This is a genomic window from Bradyrhizobium sp. LMTR 3 (genome assembly GCF_001693485.1).
GTDB lineage: Bacteria > Pseudomonadota > Alphaproteobacteria > Rhizobiales > Xanthobacteraceae > Bradyrhizobium.
Genome location: NZ_MAXC01000001.1, coordinates 191,304 through 208,825, shown reverse-complemented (window position 1 = coordinate 208,825; position 17,522 = coordinate 191,304). Strand labels below are relative to the sequence as shown.

The window sequence follows — 17,522 nt, the reverse complement described above, 5'->3', positions numbered from 1 at the left end:
CCGCCGCAAAATGAGGCAATGGCCATGAAGAAAAGACCCGCTGTTGTGCTGGGGGGACTCCTGATCGCGATGTCAGGGGCGGCCGCGTTCATCACAGTTTCCATGCGCACGCAGGAAGCCTCCGCCGTGAGCGACCCTAGGCAGCAACCACCGATCGTCAGACTGGCGGCCGCAGCGCGGGTGAATGGATCCGAACGCGGCTTCACGGGCGTCATAGGTGCGAGGGTGCAGAGCAACCTCGGATTTCGCGTCGCCGGCAAGATCGTGGAACGGCTTGTGAATGCCGGTCAGCAGGTCAAAGCCGGTGAGCCGCTGATGAGGATCGACGAGACCGACCTTCGCCTTGCGGTCACGGCGAAGCGCAACGCCGTTGCCGCGGCGCGTGCATCTGTCGTTCAGACCGACGCGGATGAACAGCGATACGCCAGGTTGGTGAGCAACGGATGGGCCTCCCGACAGCGCTATGAGCAAGCGAAGGCCGCGCTGGATACGGCCGAGGCGCAACTCGCCACCGCCGAAGCGGATGCGCGGGTCGCCGAAAACGAGGCGACCTATTCGGTTCTCGTTGCGGATGCGGACGGAACGGTGGTCGAAACGCTTGGCGAGCCCGGGCAGGTCGTCTCTGCCGGCCAGACCGTCGTTCGGATCGCAAAGGCCGGCCCCCGCGAAGCTGTGGTCGCGCTTCCCGAAACGATCCGGCCGGCGATCGGCTCCGCGGCCGAGGCCAGCGTGTATGGGGCGGCCGATGGGCGGCGCTATACGGCGCATCTGCGGCAGTTGTCGGATTCCGCCGATGCTCAGACCCGTACCTATGAGGCCCGTTATGTGCTCGACGGTGAGGCCGCGGCAGCACCGCTTGGCGCGACGGTAACCATTCGGCTGGCAAGCCAGGCTATTCAGCCGGAAGTTCAGGTGCCGCTCGGAGCCGTGCTCGATGACGGCCGGAAGACCGGTGTGTGGGTCCTGGATAGCGCCACCTCGACCGTACGCTTTCGGCCGGTCAAGCTTGTTCGGGTGAGCGGCGAAACCGCCGTGATCTCCGGACTGAGTTCTGGTGATCCGGTTGTTTCGCTCGGCGCTCATCTCCTGCAGGAGGGCGCTCGCGTCAGGACTGCGTCTGAAACGAGGAGCAACTGATGAGCCTCAATCTTTCCGCGATCGCCGTTCGTGAACGGGCCGTCACCCTGTTCTTCATCGTCCTGCTGGCGGCCGCAGGCGCCTACGCCTTCCTCATGCTCGGGCGGGCGGAGGACCCCTCCTTCACCATCAAGACCCTGACGGTCACGACGGTATGGCCGGGCGCGACGTCGCGCGAGATGCAGGACCAGGTCGCCGAACCCTTGGAGAAGCGGATTCAGGAGCTGACCTGGTACGACCGGGTGGAGACGACCACACGGCCAGGTTATGCGTACATGACGGTTACGCTGAAAGACAGCACACCGCCATCCAGCGTGCAGGAGGAGTTCTACCAGGCCCGCAAGAAGCTTGGGGATGAAGCGCGCAAGCTGCCGACCGGTGTGCTCGGCCCCTTCGTCAACGACGAATATTCGGACGTGAGCTTCGCCCTTTATGCCCTCAAGGCGAAGGGCATGCCGATGCGCGAACTCGCCAGGCAAGCCGAGACCATTCGCCAGGACCTCCTGCACGTGCCCGGCGTCAAGAAGATCAACATCCTCGGTGAACGTCCCGAACAGATATTCATCGAGTTTTCCTATGCCAAACTGGCAACGCTTGGCGTGTCGGCACAGGATATCGTTGCCGCCTTGCAGCGGCAGAACACCGTCACACCGGCAGGCTCGATCGACACCAAGGGGCCGCAGGTCTTCATCCGGGTCGACGGCGCTTATGACAGCGTCCAGGCGATCGCCGACACGCCGATCGTGGCTGCGGGGCGGACGCTGAAACTCTCCGACATCGCCGAAGTCCGCCGCGGCTACGAGGATCCTCCCACCTACCTCATTCGACACCAGGGTGAGCCCTCCGTCATGCTCGCAGCGGTTATGCAGGAGGGCTGGGACGGCCTCGCGCTCGGCAAGGCGCTGGAGGAGAGGTCCGCAGCTATCGCCCGGACGCTGCCACTCGGGATGACTCTGGCCAAGGTCAGCGACCAGGCCGTCAACATCACCTCGGCGGTTGACGAATTCATGATGAAGTTTGCGATGGCGCTCGGCGTGGTGCTGCTGGTGAGCCTGCTCAGCCTCGGCTGGCGCGTCGGCATCGTCGTGGCGGCCGCCGTCCCTCTGACGCTTGCCGTCGTGTTCCTCATCATGCTGGAAACCGGCCGGTTCTTCGACCGCATCACGCTCGGCGCCCTCATCCTGGCGCTTGGTCTTCTCGTGGACGACGCCATCATCGCCATCGAGGTGATGGTGGTGAAAATGGAAGAAGGCATGGACCGCATCAAGGCGGCGGCCTATGCCTGGAGCCACACTGCGGCGCCGATGCTGTCGGGTACACTCGTGACGGTCGCCGGATTCCTGCCGGTGGGCTTCGCGCGCTCGACGGCCGGCGAATACGCCGGCAACATCTTCTGGGTCGTGGGATTCGCGCTCATCGTCTCCTGGATCGTTGCGGTGGTCTTCACGCCCTACCTTGGCGTCAAGATGCTGCCCGCGATCAAGCCGGTCGAAGGCGGTCACCACGCGATTTACGGCACACCGAACTATCGGCGTCTGCGAAGCCTCATCACCTTCGCCGTGCGCCACAAGTTCGTAACCAGCGGCATCGTCGCCATCGCCTTCGCGCTTTCCGTCGTCGGCATGGGCGCCGTCAAACAGCAGTTCTTCCCGACGTCCGACCGCCCCGAAGTGCTGGTGGAGGTTCGTCTACCGGAAGGCACCAGCATTGGGACGACGACCGCAACCGTCGAGAAGCTCGAACACTGGCTGGGCCACCAGTCGGAGGCCAAGATCGTCACGAGCTATGTCGGTCAGGGCGCTCCCCGCTTCTTCTTCGCGATGGCGCCGGAGCTGCCTGATCCGGCCTTCGCCAAGATCGTCGTGCTTACACCGGATGCGGAGGCGCGCGAAGCTTTGAAGCACCGGCTCCGACAGGCGGTGTCAGAGGGGCTTGCACCTGAGGCCAATGTGCGCGTCACGCAGCTTGTGTTCGGACCCTACACGCCGTTCCCGGTCGAGTTTCGGATCGTGGGGCCTGATCCCGCGCAACTGTACAGCATTTCCGAGAAAGCCCTCGACATCATGCGTGGCGTTCCCGATGTGCGGCAGGCCAGCCGCGACTGGGGTAACCGCACACCCGTGCTCCGCTTCATCCCGGATCAGGATCGACTGAACCTCATCGGCCTCTCGCCAGCGGAGGTGGGCCGGCAACTGCAGTTTCTTCTTACGGGCATCCCGGTTACGCAGGTCCGCGAGGACATTCGCAATGTCCCCATCGTGGCACGCAGCGCCGGCGGCGAGCGGCTGGATCCGGCGCGTCTGGCGGATTTCTCACTGATGAGCCGGGACGGCCGCCCGATTCCGCTCGACCAGATCGGCCATTCGGAAATCCGTCTGGAAGAGCCGATCATGAAGCGCCGCGATCGCACACCCGTGGTCACGATTCGCTCTGATATCAATGAAGCGACCCAACCTCCGGAGGTCTCCAAGGAGATCAAGACGGCGCTTCAGCCGCTGATCGCATCGCTTCCGGCCGGCTATCGCATCGAATTGGGCGGATCGATCGAGGAGGCAACCAAGGCCAATGACGCGTTGGCGACGATCTTTCCCGCCATGATCGCCGCCATGTTGATCGTCGTCATGCTGCAGGTGCGATCCTTCTCGACGATGGCCATGGTCATGCTGACGGCACCACTCGGCCTCGTCGGTGTCGTGCCGGTGTTGCTCGCCTTCAACCAGCCCTTCGGATTCAATGCCATTCTGGGCCTGATAGGACTGGCCGGCATCCTGATGCGCAACACGCTGATCCTGACCGAACAAATCAAGGAGAACCGTGCTGCCGGCCTTGACGACTATCACGCCATCATCGAGGCCACGGTGCAACGCACGAGGCCGGTGATCCTGACTGCACTTGCCGCCGTGCTGGCCTTCATCCCTCTCACGCATTCCGTCTTCTGGGGATCGATGGCCTATACGCTGATCGGCGGCACCGCAGTCGGCACGGTACTGATCCTGCTGTTCTTGCCTGCGCTTTATGCCGCGTGGTTTCGGATCAAGCCGACGGCAGAAGATGAGATCCATGAGGATTCGACGGAGGATTTGAAATTGCGACCGGCAATGGCTGCCGAGTAGGACGCTGTTGTCGGAGGGGACGGTTCAAGTTCTCCTCCGCTGTATCGCACCGTGGCTTTGCCGGCATAGCTGCGGGTGACGTTGGAGAACTCCCCTTGGAAGGTGCGCGCTCCCAAAATATCGAAAACAACCCCATGCAAAGTAGCAGGCGGCCGCCGGCATTCGACAAAGCAACTTGACGCGTCGGGCAAATCAGCGGCATCCTTTCATTATTCAGAAATCCTGTATGCAACCATCGCCCCGCAATAGCGGGCGCGTCCGTTGCGATTGCAGCCGAAGAAGCCTCACCCACCATTGAAAATGAACCCGACCGCCGCGGCGAGCGATCGCCTGCGCGTGGCCGAGCCGCGCGCAGTGTCCGCGCGCCTGCCGGGAAATATCGACATGAACACCGCTCCTGACGTTACTGCGCCAACGGCGATCGCCGCGCCCGACCAGGCCAAAGCTGCCGCACTCCCGCGAATAAAGCTTCAGTCGCACGGATTCTCCCTCGACCATCCCGATCAAGCACTCGGCGAGCAGCTCATGGCGAACGCGCTGGGGGTCACCGATCGCGAAGCGATGCATGGCATTATCAGGCAATTGGTAAAGGCCAGCGTGAGCGGCGAGAGGCCCGACGAGGTCAACCTCTCCTTCATGATTTCGATGGTGAAGAGCATTCGCCCCCGGGATTCCGTCGAGGCCATGCTGGTGGCGCAGATGGTTTCGGTTCATGTGATGGCGATGCGATGCGCCCATCACCTTGCGAATGCGGACGATCTCGCGCAGCACGACAGTGCCGCCCGCGCATTGGGCAGGCTCGCCCGCACGTTTCCCGCCCAGATCGAGACGCTCAATCGTTACCGGAGCCATGGCGAGCCCGCCATCACCGTGCAGAACGTGTCGGTCGGGGATGGCGGCAAGGCCATTGTCGGCAACGTCACGCAGCATGCGAGCGTGATCGTGTCGGACAAGAGCCCGGCCGCGGCGCGGCATGCGCCGAAGGCCGCGGGCTCCAGGCGAAGGCCCGCTTCCGCTGATGCCAAGCGGGAAGCACAGGCATGAGCGATCACATCAGAACGACCGGCCCGATGCTGGCGAGCCCACGTTGTGGCGCCAAAACCCGTTGCAGCGGCGCGTGCCGCTCGCCGGCGGTGAGCGGCAGGAAGCGCTGCCGCATGCATGGCGGTGCACAGGGATCCGGCGCGCCAAGGGCAAACCAGAACGCGCGCAAGCACGGCCTGTTCACCAGGGACGCGATAGCCGAGCGAAGGGAGATACGGGCGCTGTTGGGTGAGGTTCGTAGGGTGCTGGAGAAGGTGAAGTGATTGGCTTTCGCAGAAGGCTGCGCCCACGCGTTGGCAAGCTTGCCCTTGTCTCGCATCGACAGCATTCGATTTCAAGCTAGCCATACCTGCCGTTCGAGCATTGGGGATAGTGCACTCAAACTCTGGGGTTTTATGTGCAGTCCAGCACTGCCACCGTAATTTGGCACCGGGCCGCCGCTATGATCCCACGATTTCGCCATACGCATCGTGTTGTTCGCCCGTACGACCCTTCCCGTCAGGCTCGCCTTCGGAAACATGGACATGGGCGGTGATTTCATGGGCCGCTGGCGTGCGGGTAGCGGCAGGAGAACGGCACGGCAAGCGAAAGCCGGACAGTACAGCGCGAAGGTGCTTGCTTGCGGCTCATGGCTGCTCACGTGTGTCATCGTCGATGGTATGGCGATGCAAACGGCATTGGCGGAAACAGCTGCACCGGCCGGGACAGGCGTCGCTGATACCGAAAAAGAACAGAGTGGGCACGGCGCCGCGCAAGCATCCCGCACGCAGAAGTCGGAGCCCGAAACAGTCCTGCGACAGCCCGAGGTGCAGAAGCCGGCGCCGGAAGCTGCCGTGCAAATGCCGGAAGCACGGAAATCGAGCCACGAGGCCAAGGATTTGCCTGTACCACAGCTCGTCTTGCCGGGCGATCTGGCGAAGAAGATCGGCCAGAAGATCTGGCTGAATGAAACAGGCGGAAGACGTGATGCGATCACGTCATGGAATGCGAACGAGGAATTCGCTTCCTTAGGGATCGGTCATTTCATCTGGTTTCCTGTCGGCAAATGGCTGCCTTTCGAGGAGAGCTTTCCGGCCCTGCTCGAATTCATGCGCAAGAAGAACGTGCGTTTGCCCGGCTGGCTGGACCAGACGCAAATTCCGGCCAACCCGTGGACAAGCCGGGCCGAATTCAGGAGGAACGCCAACTCACCGCAGATGAATGAGTTGAGGCAGTTTCTGCTCGGCACCGTGGCGGAGCAGACGCAATTCATGATGGCGCGGGCGCAAGGTGCGATGGAAAAAATCCTCAAGACGACGCCCGACGGCTCGGAGCGCGAACATATCGTCATCCAGTTCACGCGCGTTGTTCGCGCCTCCGAGAATTTTTATCCGCTGATCGACTACATCAATTTCAAGGGCGAGGGCACCAACCCGAACGAAACCGCCATGAACAGGGAGACCGGGCGGCGGCAGGGTTGGGGTCTCAAGCAGGTGCTGCTCAAGATGAATGGTGATACCAGCGATCCGAAGGTCGTGCGCGCCGAATTCGCCGATGCGGCGCAGTTCGTCCTGCAGCAGAGGATTCGCAACCTTCCATCCAACCGTGTCTTCGAGGTCGGCTGGATGCGCCGCGTCGCGACCTACCGCCGCCCGATCGCGGATACGGAATCGAGCCCCGAACGGGCTCTGAGGAAATCGTTGCGAGTGACGGCGGCTCAATAGCTTTGCTATGAAGGGGACGGTTGCCGTTTTTGCGTATGCGTGAGGCCGCTTGTCCCGCGACGTTCGTCAGCGAGTAGCCCGCATGAGCGCAGCGATATGCGGGGATGGACGATCCCACCGGATGTCGCTGCGCTCATCCGGGCTACGTTTGCTAACTCAAGATTTCCATTCGCTCATCGCCCATACAGAAGCAGGAAAGCGCGGGTGGCGTGGGCGGCACGCGCCTCGACCTGCGCCTTGCTGGGCCGCGGCAGCAAACCGAGAAGCCGCCTGATCTGAGCGTCACCAAGTAACAGGCCGAGAAAGTCTTCGGCGGCCTGGGTGGCGTCGTCGAGCTTCAGTGTCCCATGTTCGGCATACCTCTCCAGCAATCGGATGAAGGTTGGCAACACAGCCTGGCGCCCGCCGGCGGCCAGCGTTCGCGCGAGCGCGGGATCCGACTTCACTTCGGCAATCACGGCACGGTTGATCGCGACCGCACTATCCCCCAAGAGCAGTTCAAGGAGAGCGCGACCGAATTCGAGCAGCAGGCGTTCGGGAGGCGCATCGCCCTCCAGGTACCCGGCGAGGACCGCCTGCACGAGTTGAGCGTTTCTCTTGATCAAGGCCGCAAGGAGGCCTTGCTTGTCACCGAACCACGCGTAGAGCGTTTCCTTGGATGCCGATGCACGGTTGGCAATTTCGAGCATGCTGGCATCGCGATATCCGCGCTCGGACAGCACCTGAACGGCCACATCCAGGATCTCGTCGCGACGTCGGTCGCGGGAAGTCCTCTTCACGAACAGCACCCCATCAAGACCTCGCTTGACAGCAACCGTACCCTGCGGTACGGAAAGGTCAAGGCGTACCCGCAAGTACGGAAGATTGAGATGGCACAACCGCTACAGTCAGACGGCCAAGAGAGCGCTCCCACGCAGACCGCGGTCCTTGTCCTCTTGGTACTCACCGCCGTCATGCTGCTGGCCTTGTTCACGCGCACCGCGCCACATCCGCCGCTGGAGGTGGCGCCATTCGCTCTCGCGCCCTTCCTGGGCGCGTCATTGGCGATTGGCGCAGCCGCGTTCCAGCTCGGCCGCCATGGCGGTCGCGTCGGCAGCGCATTTGCGCTTCTTTTCGCCCTCACGGCGCTGGTGTCGTTCGGTCCCCAGAAATACGTGGACCCCGCCTTTTCGCGCATTTGGCCGGCGGTGATCACAGCTCAGGCGGCCATCATCATCATTGCCGTCTTCGGCATCAAAGCGCTGATCGAAAGAAAGGGTTCGGGTGGCTAGCGTGAAGGCGAAGCTCCGCCGGGGTGCCGCGTTCGCAATTTCCACTTCTCCGGGTCCGAGGTAGCGCTGGACTGAAAGTTCGCAGCCTAGTGGCCAGTGGAGCGTTGGTTCATTTTCTCCAAAAGCTCGCGCATTGCATCGAACTGCGTGCCGAAGCCTTTCCAATCTCCGGACTTCAATCGCTCCACTGCTTGATTGTAGCGATCAAGCGCCTCCCGTGCCTGACTTGCCGCTGGGCTTGTCACGGGCGTCTCCCCTATCGTGCCTGAAACTGCCGGCGCAGCGCCGGGCTCCATGAACAGCGCCGACAACGCTTCGGCGAGCGTCTCCTTCATCACCACATGTTCGCCGTAGGCTGCGATCACGCGTTTCAGCTCCGGCAGGTGTCCGTGCTCCGCCCGCAAATAGAGCGGCGTTACATAAAGGATCGAGTTCTCGATCGGGATCACAAGCAGGTTCGCGCCGCGTATCACCCGCGAGCCCATCTGGTTCCACAGCGTGATTTGTTGGGTTATCTCGGTGTTCTGATTGATCCGTGCTTCGATCTGGAATGGTCCATAGACGAGCTTCTCCTTGGGAAACTCGTAAACGATCAGTTTGCCGTAGTCGGGCCCATCGCAGCGCGCGGCGAGCCACGCGATCATGTTGTCACGGCGGCTGGGCACCATCGGGAGCATGAGGAAAAACTCGGCCTGCGGCTCGCCGGGCAGCCGCATGATGATGTAGTAAGGCGCCATCATTGCGGTGCCGCCGCCACCCGGCTGGCGCGGAAACTGCCAGAGATCTTCGCGATTATAGAAAACGTCGGCCGCGTCCATGTGGTAGGTTTGGTACAGCCGCGCCTGAATCAGGAACAGATCCTCCGGATAGCGAATGTGCTTCTGCAAGTCTGGCGGCATGGCCGCGAACGGCTTGAACAAGCTCGGAAAGATGCGCTGGAAGGTTGCGGCTACGGGGTCCGCGGTATCCATCAGATAAAAGTCGACAGTTCCGTTATAAGCATCGACGATAACCTTCACCGAATTGCGAATGTAGTTGAGATCCAGGCCTTGCGCCGGCTGCGCAGAGGGGAAGTAGGAACTCACCGTATAAGCGTCCTGCATCCAGAACATCCGCCCATCGCTGATGACCAGATAAGGATCGTGATCGAGCCTGAGGAACGGAGCGATCGTCCGTACCCTTTCCCCGATATTGCGGCGGATCATGATCCGGCTGTCGGTGGTGATGTAGCTTGAGAGCACCAGGTTCGGGTCGTTGACGTAATAAGCAAACAGACCTCTCCACACCATCGCCCCTATCGGAACGCCTCCCGCGCCGTCATAAGCCGCGTAGACATTGTCTTTCCCCTTCGGATAGTCGAACTCGGGTGTGCTCCCCTTGACGATGACGTAGCTGTCGCGCTCTTCGCCGTAGTAGATGCGCGGTTCATGGATCTGGAGGCCTCCGTCCGCAACAGGAGGTATGTCGCGCAGATAGAAGAATGGGAGCCCTTCGGCACTCTTGCGAGTGACCGGGCTCATCACTGCGCCGATGCCGTGAGTAAACAGCACGTGGCGGTTGACCCATGTCTGGGCATTCGGCGGCAGCAAGGAGGGCCGCAGTTCGCGGGCCGAGATCATTACGCTTTGGTAGGAGCCATCGAGCCAGTAGCGATCAACGTCAAGATGATGGAATTTGTAGTAAGTGCGGATCTCTTGAAGCTGCGCGTAGGTGTCCGACAAGGGCAGCCAGTCCCACAGCCTGATATTCTCGATGGTCGCCTTGTTGGCCTCAAGCGTCTTGAAGGTAAGCGTCTGTTCGGCAGCAAACGGCTTGGCTGCGATCTGATCGAGATTGTATGCCTGCCGGGTGAGCGCGATGTTGCGTTCGATGTAGGGCTTCTCCAGCTCCAACTCGCTTGGTTTGACGAAGAACTGCCGGAACAGCACGGGAGCTACGCCGGACAGCACGAAAGAGCCGATGACGACAAGCATGACCGCGGCGGCAGGAAGCCGGTAGGTCCTCGCCCGGAGGTTTGCCAATGCAGCAAACGCCGCAATGATCGACAGCCCAATCATTAGCCACAGGCCCGGTAGCCCAACATATACATCGGTGAAACTAGCGCCCACGACGACGCCGTTGTCGCCATAGAGCAGCAGATAACGGTCGAGAACGTAGGACCAGGCCTTCGCGACGAGGAGGAGAGCGAGCAACGCCGAGCCGTGAGCGATTGCTGTCGGCGACATCGATCGATGATGAATGTCGTATTCGATGTCGCCATGCACCCAATAGATCGCTGCGGCGAAAAGCGCGCTCAGAACGAGTACGAGCAGCATCCAGTTTTTGACGAGGATATAGGCCGGCAGTACGAACAGATAGAAACTGATGTCCTTGTTGAAGAGCGGATCGTCTGCACCAAAGGGGACGTGATAGAAAAACTGCAGGATGACGCCCCAATTGCCGACTTCTGCCGCGGCAACCAGAAGAGCGAGCAAACCTGCACCGCCCGCGACAACCCGGGACCATCGCAGCCGATCGCGCAACAGGTCGGGCGCCGGCACGTTGCCCGCAAGATTCCACACGAACGCCGCGACAGATTGCGGCGGCTGCCGCCGCGCAAAGTGCACCGCGAGCCATCCGTTCAACCAAAGGACGACCGCAGTACCGGTCCAGACTGCAAAAAAGACGACGGCCTTGGCGCCGATTGTCGTCCAAAAAACCTGCGGATAACCGATCGCGGAAAACCACAGCCAGTCAACCAGGAAGCCGCTCGTGAGCCAGAGCAGGATCAGGCAAATCCCGACGAAGACGGCCGCAATGAAGGACCCGACCACGGCGCTTTGCCTTGGTACCTTCCGTTCGGGTCCGGTAATCCCGATCGTCATGGCTTGATCATAGCGGAAATGAGGGACGCCTGCCGCTTGATTCGTGGTCGGGATTGCGCGGCAAAAGGGAAACGCGGAAGCTCGAAGCTCCGTCGCCGGGACCGCGCAACGAGTGAAGCTGTTTTCGAACTTTTGGGGGCAGGATCGGACCGGCCGATCCTACCGTCAGCGCGTAATTCTATGCCAGCTTATGCACCGCGGCGTTTCAGTTGATGCCTTGTCAGTTGATGTCTTGTCAGTTGATGTCTTGGCCCTGGCGGAAAACCCACTGACGTTGATGGCTCCCGTGCCACCATGGGTTCGCAGTTTTGTTCAGAGCGGTGGCGATTTGGCGCTCCCTAGGGGAATCGAACCCCTGTTTCAGCCTTGAGAGGGCCGCGTCCTAACCGCTAGACGAAGGGAGCGTGTGCTTCAGGGAATAGCCTCGAAATGCGCGGTCGGCAAGGCAAGTCTGAAGCCTTCGCACGGGTGGTTAACCCTGTCGCTTCGGGTTCTCGGGCCGACCCGCTGCACACCCGATCCGCCCGGCCTCAGGGTTCATTGACGAACTTGAGTTTTCCCGCCGGTTTCAGCGTCTTGGCGTCGAACGTGCGGATTTCGATCACCCCGCTTATATCCAGCGTCAGCACCAGCCGCTCGCCGGCGACTGCCGTCGCGACGATGCGGGCGCCCCTGGGCAGGGTTTCCGTGATGTCCGTCGTGCCAGGGGTGGGGCTTCCCTCGCCGCGGTAAAGGCGGTACCCGACGGCGATCAGGACCACGGCGATCGCCAGCGCCGAGGTCAGGCCCGCGATCAGCATCATCCGCCTGACACGCGCGATCAGCGCGGCCTGCTCGGGGGTTGGTTCGGGCGCAACGGTATCGGTCATGCAAGGCTCTAGCTTGGAACAGGGATTATCGAACGGCGGGCAAAGGCTGGAGGTTATTGTCGGCGGCGACGAGGGATCGCCCCGCCTCGATCGCGTGCTCGCGGTGCTTCGCCCGGAACTGTCGCGCTCGCGGCTGAAAGCGCTGATCCTGGCCGGTTCCGTTACCGCCAGGGGCACCCCCATCCGCGACCCCGCTTATCATGTCGCGCGCGGGGATACGATCACAATCGATGTCCCCGAAGCCGCTCCGCCAGAGCCTTTGGGCGAAGCTATCGCGCTCGATATCGTCTATGAGGACGACGACATCATCGTCATCGACAAGCCGAAGGGGCTGGTCGTGCACCCGGCCGCCGGCCACGAGAGCGGCACGCTGGTAAACGCCCTGATCGCGCATTGCGGCGCCAGCCTTTCGGGCATCGGCGGCGTACGGCGGCCGGGCATCGTGCACCGGCTCGACAAGGACACGACGGGCCTGATGGTGGTCGCCAAGAACGACCACGCCCATCAATCGCTGACCGCGCAATTCGCCGATCACGGCCGCACCGGTCCGATGCAGCGCGGCTACATGGCCTTCATCTGGGGCGTACCCAACCGCCAGCGCGGCACGGTCGCCGCGCCGATCGACCGGCATCCCTATGCGCGTGAAAAAATGGCGGTGCGCCCGGGTGGACGCGAGGCCGTCACCCATTGGGAATTGCAGGCCGCCTATCAGGGACGCGACGGCAAGCCGGTCGCTTCCCTCCTCGCTTGCCAGCTCGAGACCGGACGGACCCATCAGATCCGGGTGCACCTCGCCCATATCGGCCACCCCCTGATGGGCGATGCCGTCTATGGCCCGCACTTCAAGACCAAATCCCGCCACCTCGGCCCCGAGGGCCAGGTGGCGCTAGCCGCCCTCGGCCGGCAGGCCCTGCACGCTTATCTGCTTGCCCTAGAACACCCCCGAACGGGAGAACTTTTGCATTGGGAGGCGCCCCTGCCGGAGGATCTCGTCCTCCTGCAAAGCGCCCTGGAAGCGGCCCTATGACGCAGGCTTTTCAGGAAACTTAAGCTATACCAATATGTTATGGCTGACACACGGGGACGTGACGTCAGCATTCCTTCCCTATTTGTTCGTTTTTTGCTATGTTGCATATGCGTTGAATATCCAACGCGGAACATCGCAGCGTGATTGGCTTTAACACAGCGATCACCTGCCGGGCCCGCCGCTATCGGGGGCCTGAACCACTGGAGGGCGCTCAAATGGCCCGTACAGCTACGTTGCCGGTTCTCAATGGAGAATCCGGTCTCTCTAGGTACCTCGCCGAGATCCGCAAATTTCCGATGCTGGAACCCCAGCAGGAATACATGCTCGCCAAACGCTGGCGCGAGCATGACGATCGCGACGCGGCGCATCACCTTGTCACCAGCCATCTCCGGCTCGTGGCCAAGATCGCCATGGGCTATCGCGGCTACGGCTTGCCGATCTCTGAAGTCGTCTCAGAGGGCAATGTCGGCCTGATGCAGGCGGTCAAGCGGTTCGAACCCGAGAAGGGCTTTCGTCTCGCCACCTACGCCATGTGGTGGATCAAGGCCTCTATTCAAGAGTACATTCTGCGTTCATGGTCGCTCGTGAAAATGGGAACCACCGCGAACCAGAAGAAGCTGTTCTTCAACCTGCGCAAGGCGAAGAGCAAGATCTCCGCACTGGACGAGGGTGATCTCCACCCCGACCAGGTAAAGCTGATCGCCAAGCGTCTCGGCGTGACGGATCAGGACGTGATCGACATGAACCGCCGTCTCGGCGGCGACGCGTCGCTCAACGCGCCGATCCGCGACGACGGCGAAGCCGGCGAATGGCAGGACTGGCTGGTCGACAACTCGCCCAACCAGGAAGCCGTGATGGCCGAGCACGAGGAGTTCGATCATCGCCGTCAGGCGTTGAACGGCGCCATCGGCGTGCTCAACCCGCGCGAACGCCGCATCTTCGAGGCGCGGCGCCTGGCGGAAGAGCCGATGACACTGGAAGACCTCGCCGCCGAATTCGGCGTCTCGCGCGAACGCGTGCGGCAGATCGAGGTCCGCGCTTTCGAAAAGGTGCAGTCGGCCGTCAAGGGCACGATTGCCCGGCAGGAAGCCGAACTCGAAGCCGCGCACTAATCGCGGCAGAGGTATCAAGTAACGAAAGCCGGCGGCAACGCCGGCTTTTTGTTTTGTGGACGCTTGTTTTTGTGGACGCGTGCTGCTTCACCAACATCGCTGTCGTCCTCCGCGAAGGCGGGGGACCCAGTACGCCGCGGCCGTCGTGAGACGACGCGCAATAACTACGGTCTCTGGGATACTGGATCGTCCGCCTTCGCGGACGATGACAGCAGTAATCTACTCCCCCCACTCCCGCGCCATCCTTGCCAGCGCGCAGCCTTCGCAATAACGGGCGTCCTTGAAGTCGATCCAGTTGTGCGCATAGACGCGATCGAGCGGAATGCCGTAACGCGCGCGCAGCACCTTTACCAGAATTCGCCACGCCGCTACTTGCGCATCCGTCGGGCCCCGCGTCACATCAGGAAAATTGCCGGCGAATTCGACGCCGATTGAATTGCCGCCGACCACCTGACGGTAGGTCGGGCCGTTGTCGATGTACTTGTTGTCGTTGCGGTTGGCGCCGTCGCCATGCGTCGGAACGAGATGTTCGCCGACCGCCCAGTACACCGTGCCGTCGGTTTCGACCCAGACCATGACGCCGCGCCGCGTCGGGTTCTTCGATTGCGCCAGCGCGCCGCCGCGCGCGGAGCCCGCCGGTCCCTCGGTCTGATGCACGATGATGTTGCGCCAGGGATGGGCCCTTGCGCGATCGCCCCATGGCGCCAGCCAGACCATCTTCAAGCCGGGAATATCCGGCGTGCCCGACGAACGCGCGATTGCGGCGAGGTCGGGCGATTGCGCGCAGGCGCAAGCAGGAAGTGAAAGAGCGAACAGCACCGCCGCGACGAGACGAAGATTCATGACCGGGGTCCAGTGACGAACCTTAGTAACACGCCTCAGGCCCGCTTGCGGAGGGCCACGTCCGCTGCCGCTTCGGCCTCGGGCACCAGCGGCGGCGCCGGATCGTAGACAGCAAAGCCGTTCCGGCCGGCCTTCTTGACGTCGTACAGCGCGTGGTCGGCGGCAGCGATCAGGCGATCGGGGAAGCCGCCCGTCTCGCGGGTCCATTGTGCGACGCCGATCGACACCGCGATCGGAATGTCGTTGCCAGCGCATTGTTCGGCGTCCGCGCGGCAGACCTCCAGCACGCGGCGCGCGATCATCGCGCCCTCGCGCAGCGTCGAGGACGGCAACACGATGCAGAATTCGTCACCGCCGGTGCGTGCCAGCATGTCGCCGGGCCGCAGCCGGGTTTGCGCCATCAGGGTGAAATGCTGCAGGCAGGCGTCGCCCGCGGCGTGACCGTAGGTATCGTTGATGCCCTTGAAGCCGTCGAGATCGATCACCAACAGCGCGAAGGGCTGACCGCTGCGTTCGGAGCGCGCGCATTCTTCCGTGAGCCGCTGCACCAGATAACGGCGATTGCCGACGCCGGTAAGGTCGTCGAGCAGCGCCAGATCCGCGACCTCGTTGCGCAACCTGTCCATCGCCATCAGCAGGAAGCCGAAATTGAGCGACATCGACAGGAACACCAGCACCAGGATGACGACCGACTGCGCCGGGGTGAAATGCATGTAGGAGAAGCTGGGACCCATGCCGGTGACCGCGCCGGCCAACCGAGCCGCGAGAATGGTCATGATGATGATGGTGACGACGCCGGCCAGCCGGGCGCCCGGATTGATGCGACCCTCGTGCGGGGTCAGCAACAGCTTCAGGCCCATCGCCATCGGCAGCACTTGGGCGACCGTAAAGACGGTCATCCGCGCCGGCACGCTGTCGTAGACGAAAATGAAAAAGGACAGACCGACAAAGGTAAAGCCGGTGGTCAACGCGGTGCGAAGCCACGAAACGGGTCGGGTGAAGAATTTCTGAATTCCCATCGTGGCAAGGCAGATCGCCAATACCAGCGTGGTGCCGGCGAACAGCAACGGCACGAGCGAATCCGGGAAGACTACGCGCAGCATCGCCATCGCAGCACCGGCCGCCGCGACGAATGCCGAGCCGGTCCAGAACCGCGCGGCCTCGAACGACGGATAACAGCGCATGACGTAGGCCCAGATCAGGCCCAGCGCGAGAAAATTGATGACGAACACCGTCCACAGCGTCGGAACGCTAAGCATTGCGAACTCAGGACGCGCACGCGTCCCGTCTCCCCTGTTGTCTAACGACCGCCTGGGACTTCCGCGCGCCCCGAGCCATCTCCCGCGACAATCCCCGTCGTCTTACGGGACAAGATGCATCTACGCCGCTTAACGGACCCTGATGGCCGCCGGCCAATCCAAACCGTGGTTTTGAATTGATGAAGATCGCGCGCGTTCGGACATCGTTAAGCATGATGCGCGCATGCGAGCGGCAGCGGCGACGCGCGTTTCGGCAAAAAATCGCATCAAAATGCATAACAACTGTGGATAACGTGATGACACCGCCATGACGGCACGCGGCAGGCGCCTGCGAATCTGCTGGGATCGTGTGCGAGGATGTTGCGAGGCTGGCCCTCCGCCAAGCATGCCTCGGTGTCGCGTTTCAATCCATGAAAACCTTGAGAGGATACTATGGCTAAGAAAGCGAAGAAGGCGAAAAAGGCGAAGGCCAAGAAGGCCAAGAAGTCGAAGAAGAAGTGAATTTCGGCCCGGGTGGAGTGCTCAGCTCCGCCCGGGCTCCCAACTCCGGGCTAGTTTTGGAGAATGGCGGGCCGCAGGTCCGCCTTTTTATTTGCGGCTACCAACTCATTATGGATCGCGTTGCTGCGCGCGCGATAACGGCCGCGCGAAAAATCTACCGCTCCGCAAGCGCCAGCTTCGCCCCGAGCGCGGCAAATCCCGCCGCAAAGCTGCGGCGCAGCCAGGCCATCACCTTCGGCCGGGTGATGACGCGGTCGCGCATCGCGGCGGCGAACAGGCCGTAGAGCGCGAACACCGCAAACGTCATCGCCATGAAGGCTGCGCTCAATTCCAACATCCGCGCCAGCGGATGTTGCTCGTCGACGGCGACGAATTGCGGCAGGAAGGCCAGGAAGAAGATCGAGAGCTTTGGATTGAGGATGTTGACCAGGACGGCGGTCACGATGACGCGGCGGCTGGACCGCGCCTTCGCGGCCGGGCGCGTGTTGATCGCAAGAGCGCCCGTCTCGCGCAACGCCTGCCAGGCCATGTAAAGCAGATACGCCACGCCGCACCATTTCAGCGCGGCAAAAGCCAGAGCACTGGTGTGCAGCACGGCGGCGAGCCCGAGCATGGCGGCCAGCATATGCGGCACGATGCCGAGGGTGCAGCCGAAGGCCGCCGCGATGCCCGGCCGGCGCCCAGCGTCAGCGCCACCGCCAGCGTGTACAGCACGCCGGTGCCGGGGGAAGCGACCACGACCAGCGAGGTCAACAGGAACGACAGGGTCATGCCCTGCC

General features: G+C 62.4%; 13 protein-coding genes, 1 tRNA gene and 1 pseudogene. 8 read left to right on the top strand and 7 right to left on the bottom strand.

Annotated features, from left to right (window positions below):
• Nucleotides 1-24: 24 nt before the first annotated feature.
• From LMTR3_RS00990 to LMTR3_RS00970, 5 genes are all read left to right on the top strand, one after another.
• On the top strand, nt 25-1,137 hold the full coding sequence (locus LMTR3_RS00990; RefSeq protein ID WP_065743344.1) for an efflux RND transporter periplasmic adaptor subunit: 1,113 nt from the start codon (nt 25-27) through the stop codon (nt 1,135-1,137).
• On the top strand, nt 1,137-4,250 hold the full coding sequence (locus tag LMTR3_RS00985; protein ID WP_065743222.1) for an efflux RND transporter permease subunit: 3,114 nt from the start codon (nt 1,137-1,139) through the stop codon (nt 4,248-4,250). Before LMTR3_RS00990 ends, LMTR3_RS00985 begins: the two co-directional genes overlap by 1 nt.
• A 300-nt stretch (nt 4,251-4,550) precedes the next feature.
• Entirely contained in the window at nt 4,551-5,294 is a 744-nt protein-coding gene (locus tag LMTR3_RS00980) for a hypothetical protein (protein ID WP_349643783.1), read from the top strand.
• Nucleotides 5,291-5,557, top strand: coding sequence for an HGGxSTG domain-containing protein (locus LMTR3_RS36005; RefSeq protein WP_084029312.1), 267 nt, complete (start codon nt 5,291-5,293; stop codon nt 5,555-5,557). The genes LMTR3_RS00980 and LMTR3_RS36005 overlap by 4 nt, the downstream gene beginning before the upstream one ends.
• 261 nt (nt 5,558-5,818) lie before the next feature.
• On the top strand, nt 5,819-6,997 hold the full coding sequence (locus LMTR3_RS00970; RefSeq protein WP_065743342.1) for a hypothetical protein: 1,179 nt from the start codon (nt 5,819-5,821) through the stop codon (nt 6,995-6,997).
• A gap of 173 nt (nt 6,998-7,170) precedes the next feature.
• Here LMTR3_RS00970 and LMTR3_RS00965 read toward each other — a convergent pair whose 3' ends face one another.
• Complete coding sequence (locus LMTR3_RS00965; protein WP_176721796.1) at nt 7,171-7,785, bottom strand: TetR/AcrR family transcriptional regulator; 615 nt, start codon at nt 7,783-7,785, stop codon at nt 7,171-7,173.
• Between the two features lie 81 nt (nt 7,786-7,866).
• Between LMTR3_RS00965 and LMTR3_RS00960 the strand changes: the two genes are divergently transcribed.
• A complete protein-coding gene (locus LMTR3_RS00960; protein ID WP_065743220.1) occupies nt 7,867-8,268 on the top strand; it encodes a hypothetical protein in 402 nt (133 codons plus the stop codon).
• A gap of 86 nt (nt 8,269-8,354) precedes the next feature.
• Here the strand turns inward: LMTR3_RS00960 and LMTR3_RS00955 are convergent, their stop codons facing one another.
• The 3 genes from LMTR3_RS00955 to LMTR3_RS00945 all read right to left on the bottom strand — a co-directional run bounded on the left by LMTR3_RS00955 (nt 8,355) and on the right by LMTR3_RS00945 (nt 12,001).
• On the bottom strand, nt 8,355-11,132 hold the full coding sequence (locus LMTR3_RS00955) for a UPF0182 family membrane protein (protein WP_084029310.1): 2,778 nt from the start codon (nt 11,130-11,132) through the stop codon (nt 8,355-8,357).
• A 329-nt stretch (nt 11,133-11,461) separates the two neighbouring features.
• Nucleotides 11,462-11,536: transfer RNA gene (locus tag LMTR3_RS00950), tRNA-Glu, on the bottom strand.
• A 126-nt stretch (nt 11,537-11,662) separates the two neighbouring features.
• Nucleotides 11,663-12,001, bottom strand: coding sequence for a hypothetical protein (locus LMTR3_RS00945; RefSeq protein WP_065743219.1), 339 nt, complete (start codon nt 11,999-12,001; stop codon nt 11,663-11,665).
• Between LMTR3_RS00945 and LMTR3_RS00940 the strand changes: the two genes are divergently transcribed.
• A complete protein-coding gene (locus LMTR3_RS00940; protein WP_084029308.1) occupies nt 12,000-13,028 on the top strand; it encodes an RluA family pseudouridine synthase in 1,029 nt (342 codons plus the stop codon). The genes LMTR3_RS00945 and LMTR3_RS00940 overlap by 2 nt on opposite strands.
• Nucleotides 13,029-13,243: 215 nt before the next feature.
• Nucleotides 13,244-14,140, top strand: a complete 897-nt coding sequence (gene rpoH / locus LMTR3_RS00935; RefSeq protein WP_028350232.1) for an RNA polymerase sigma factor RpoH — start codon at nt 13,244-13,246, stop codon at nt 14,138-14,140.
• Between the two features lie 219 nt (nt 14,141-14,359).
• On the opposite strand, the gene LMTR3_RS00930 is transcribed toward rpoH, so the two are convergent.
• From LMTR3_RS00930 to LMTR3_RS00920, 3 genes and pseudogenes are all read right to left on the bottom strand, one after another.
• Nucleotides 14,360-14,983, bottom strand: a complete 624-nt coding sequence (locus LMTR3_RS00930; RefSeq protein ID WP_065743218.1) for a peptidoglycan recognition protein family protein — start codon at nt 14,981-14,983, stop codon at nt 14,360-14,362.
• A gap of 35 nt (nt 14,984-15,018) precedes the next feature.
• Complete coding sequence (locus LMTR3_RS00925; protein WP_065743217.1) at nt 15,019-16,242, bottom strand: GGDEF domain-containing protein; 1,224 nt, start codon at nt 16,240-16,242, stop codon at nt 15,019-15,021.
• Nucleotides 16,243-16,897: 655 nt separating this feature from the next.
• A pseudogene (locus LMTR3_RS00920) lies at nt 16,898-17,514 on the bottom strand (LysE family translocator).
• Nucleotides 17,515-17,522 lie beyond the last annotated feature (8 nt).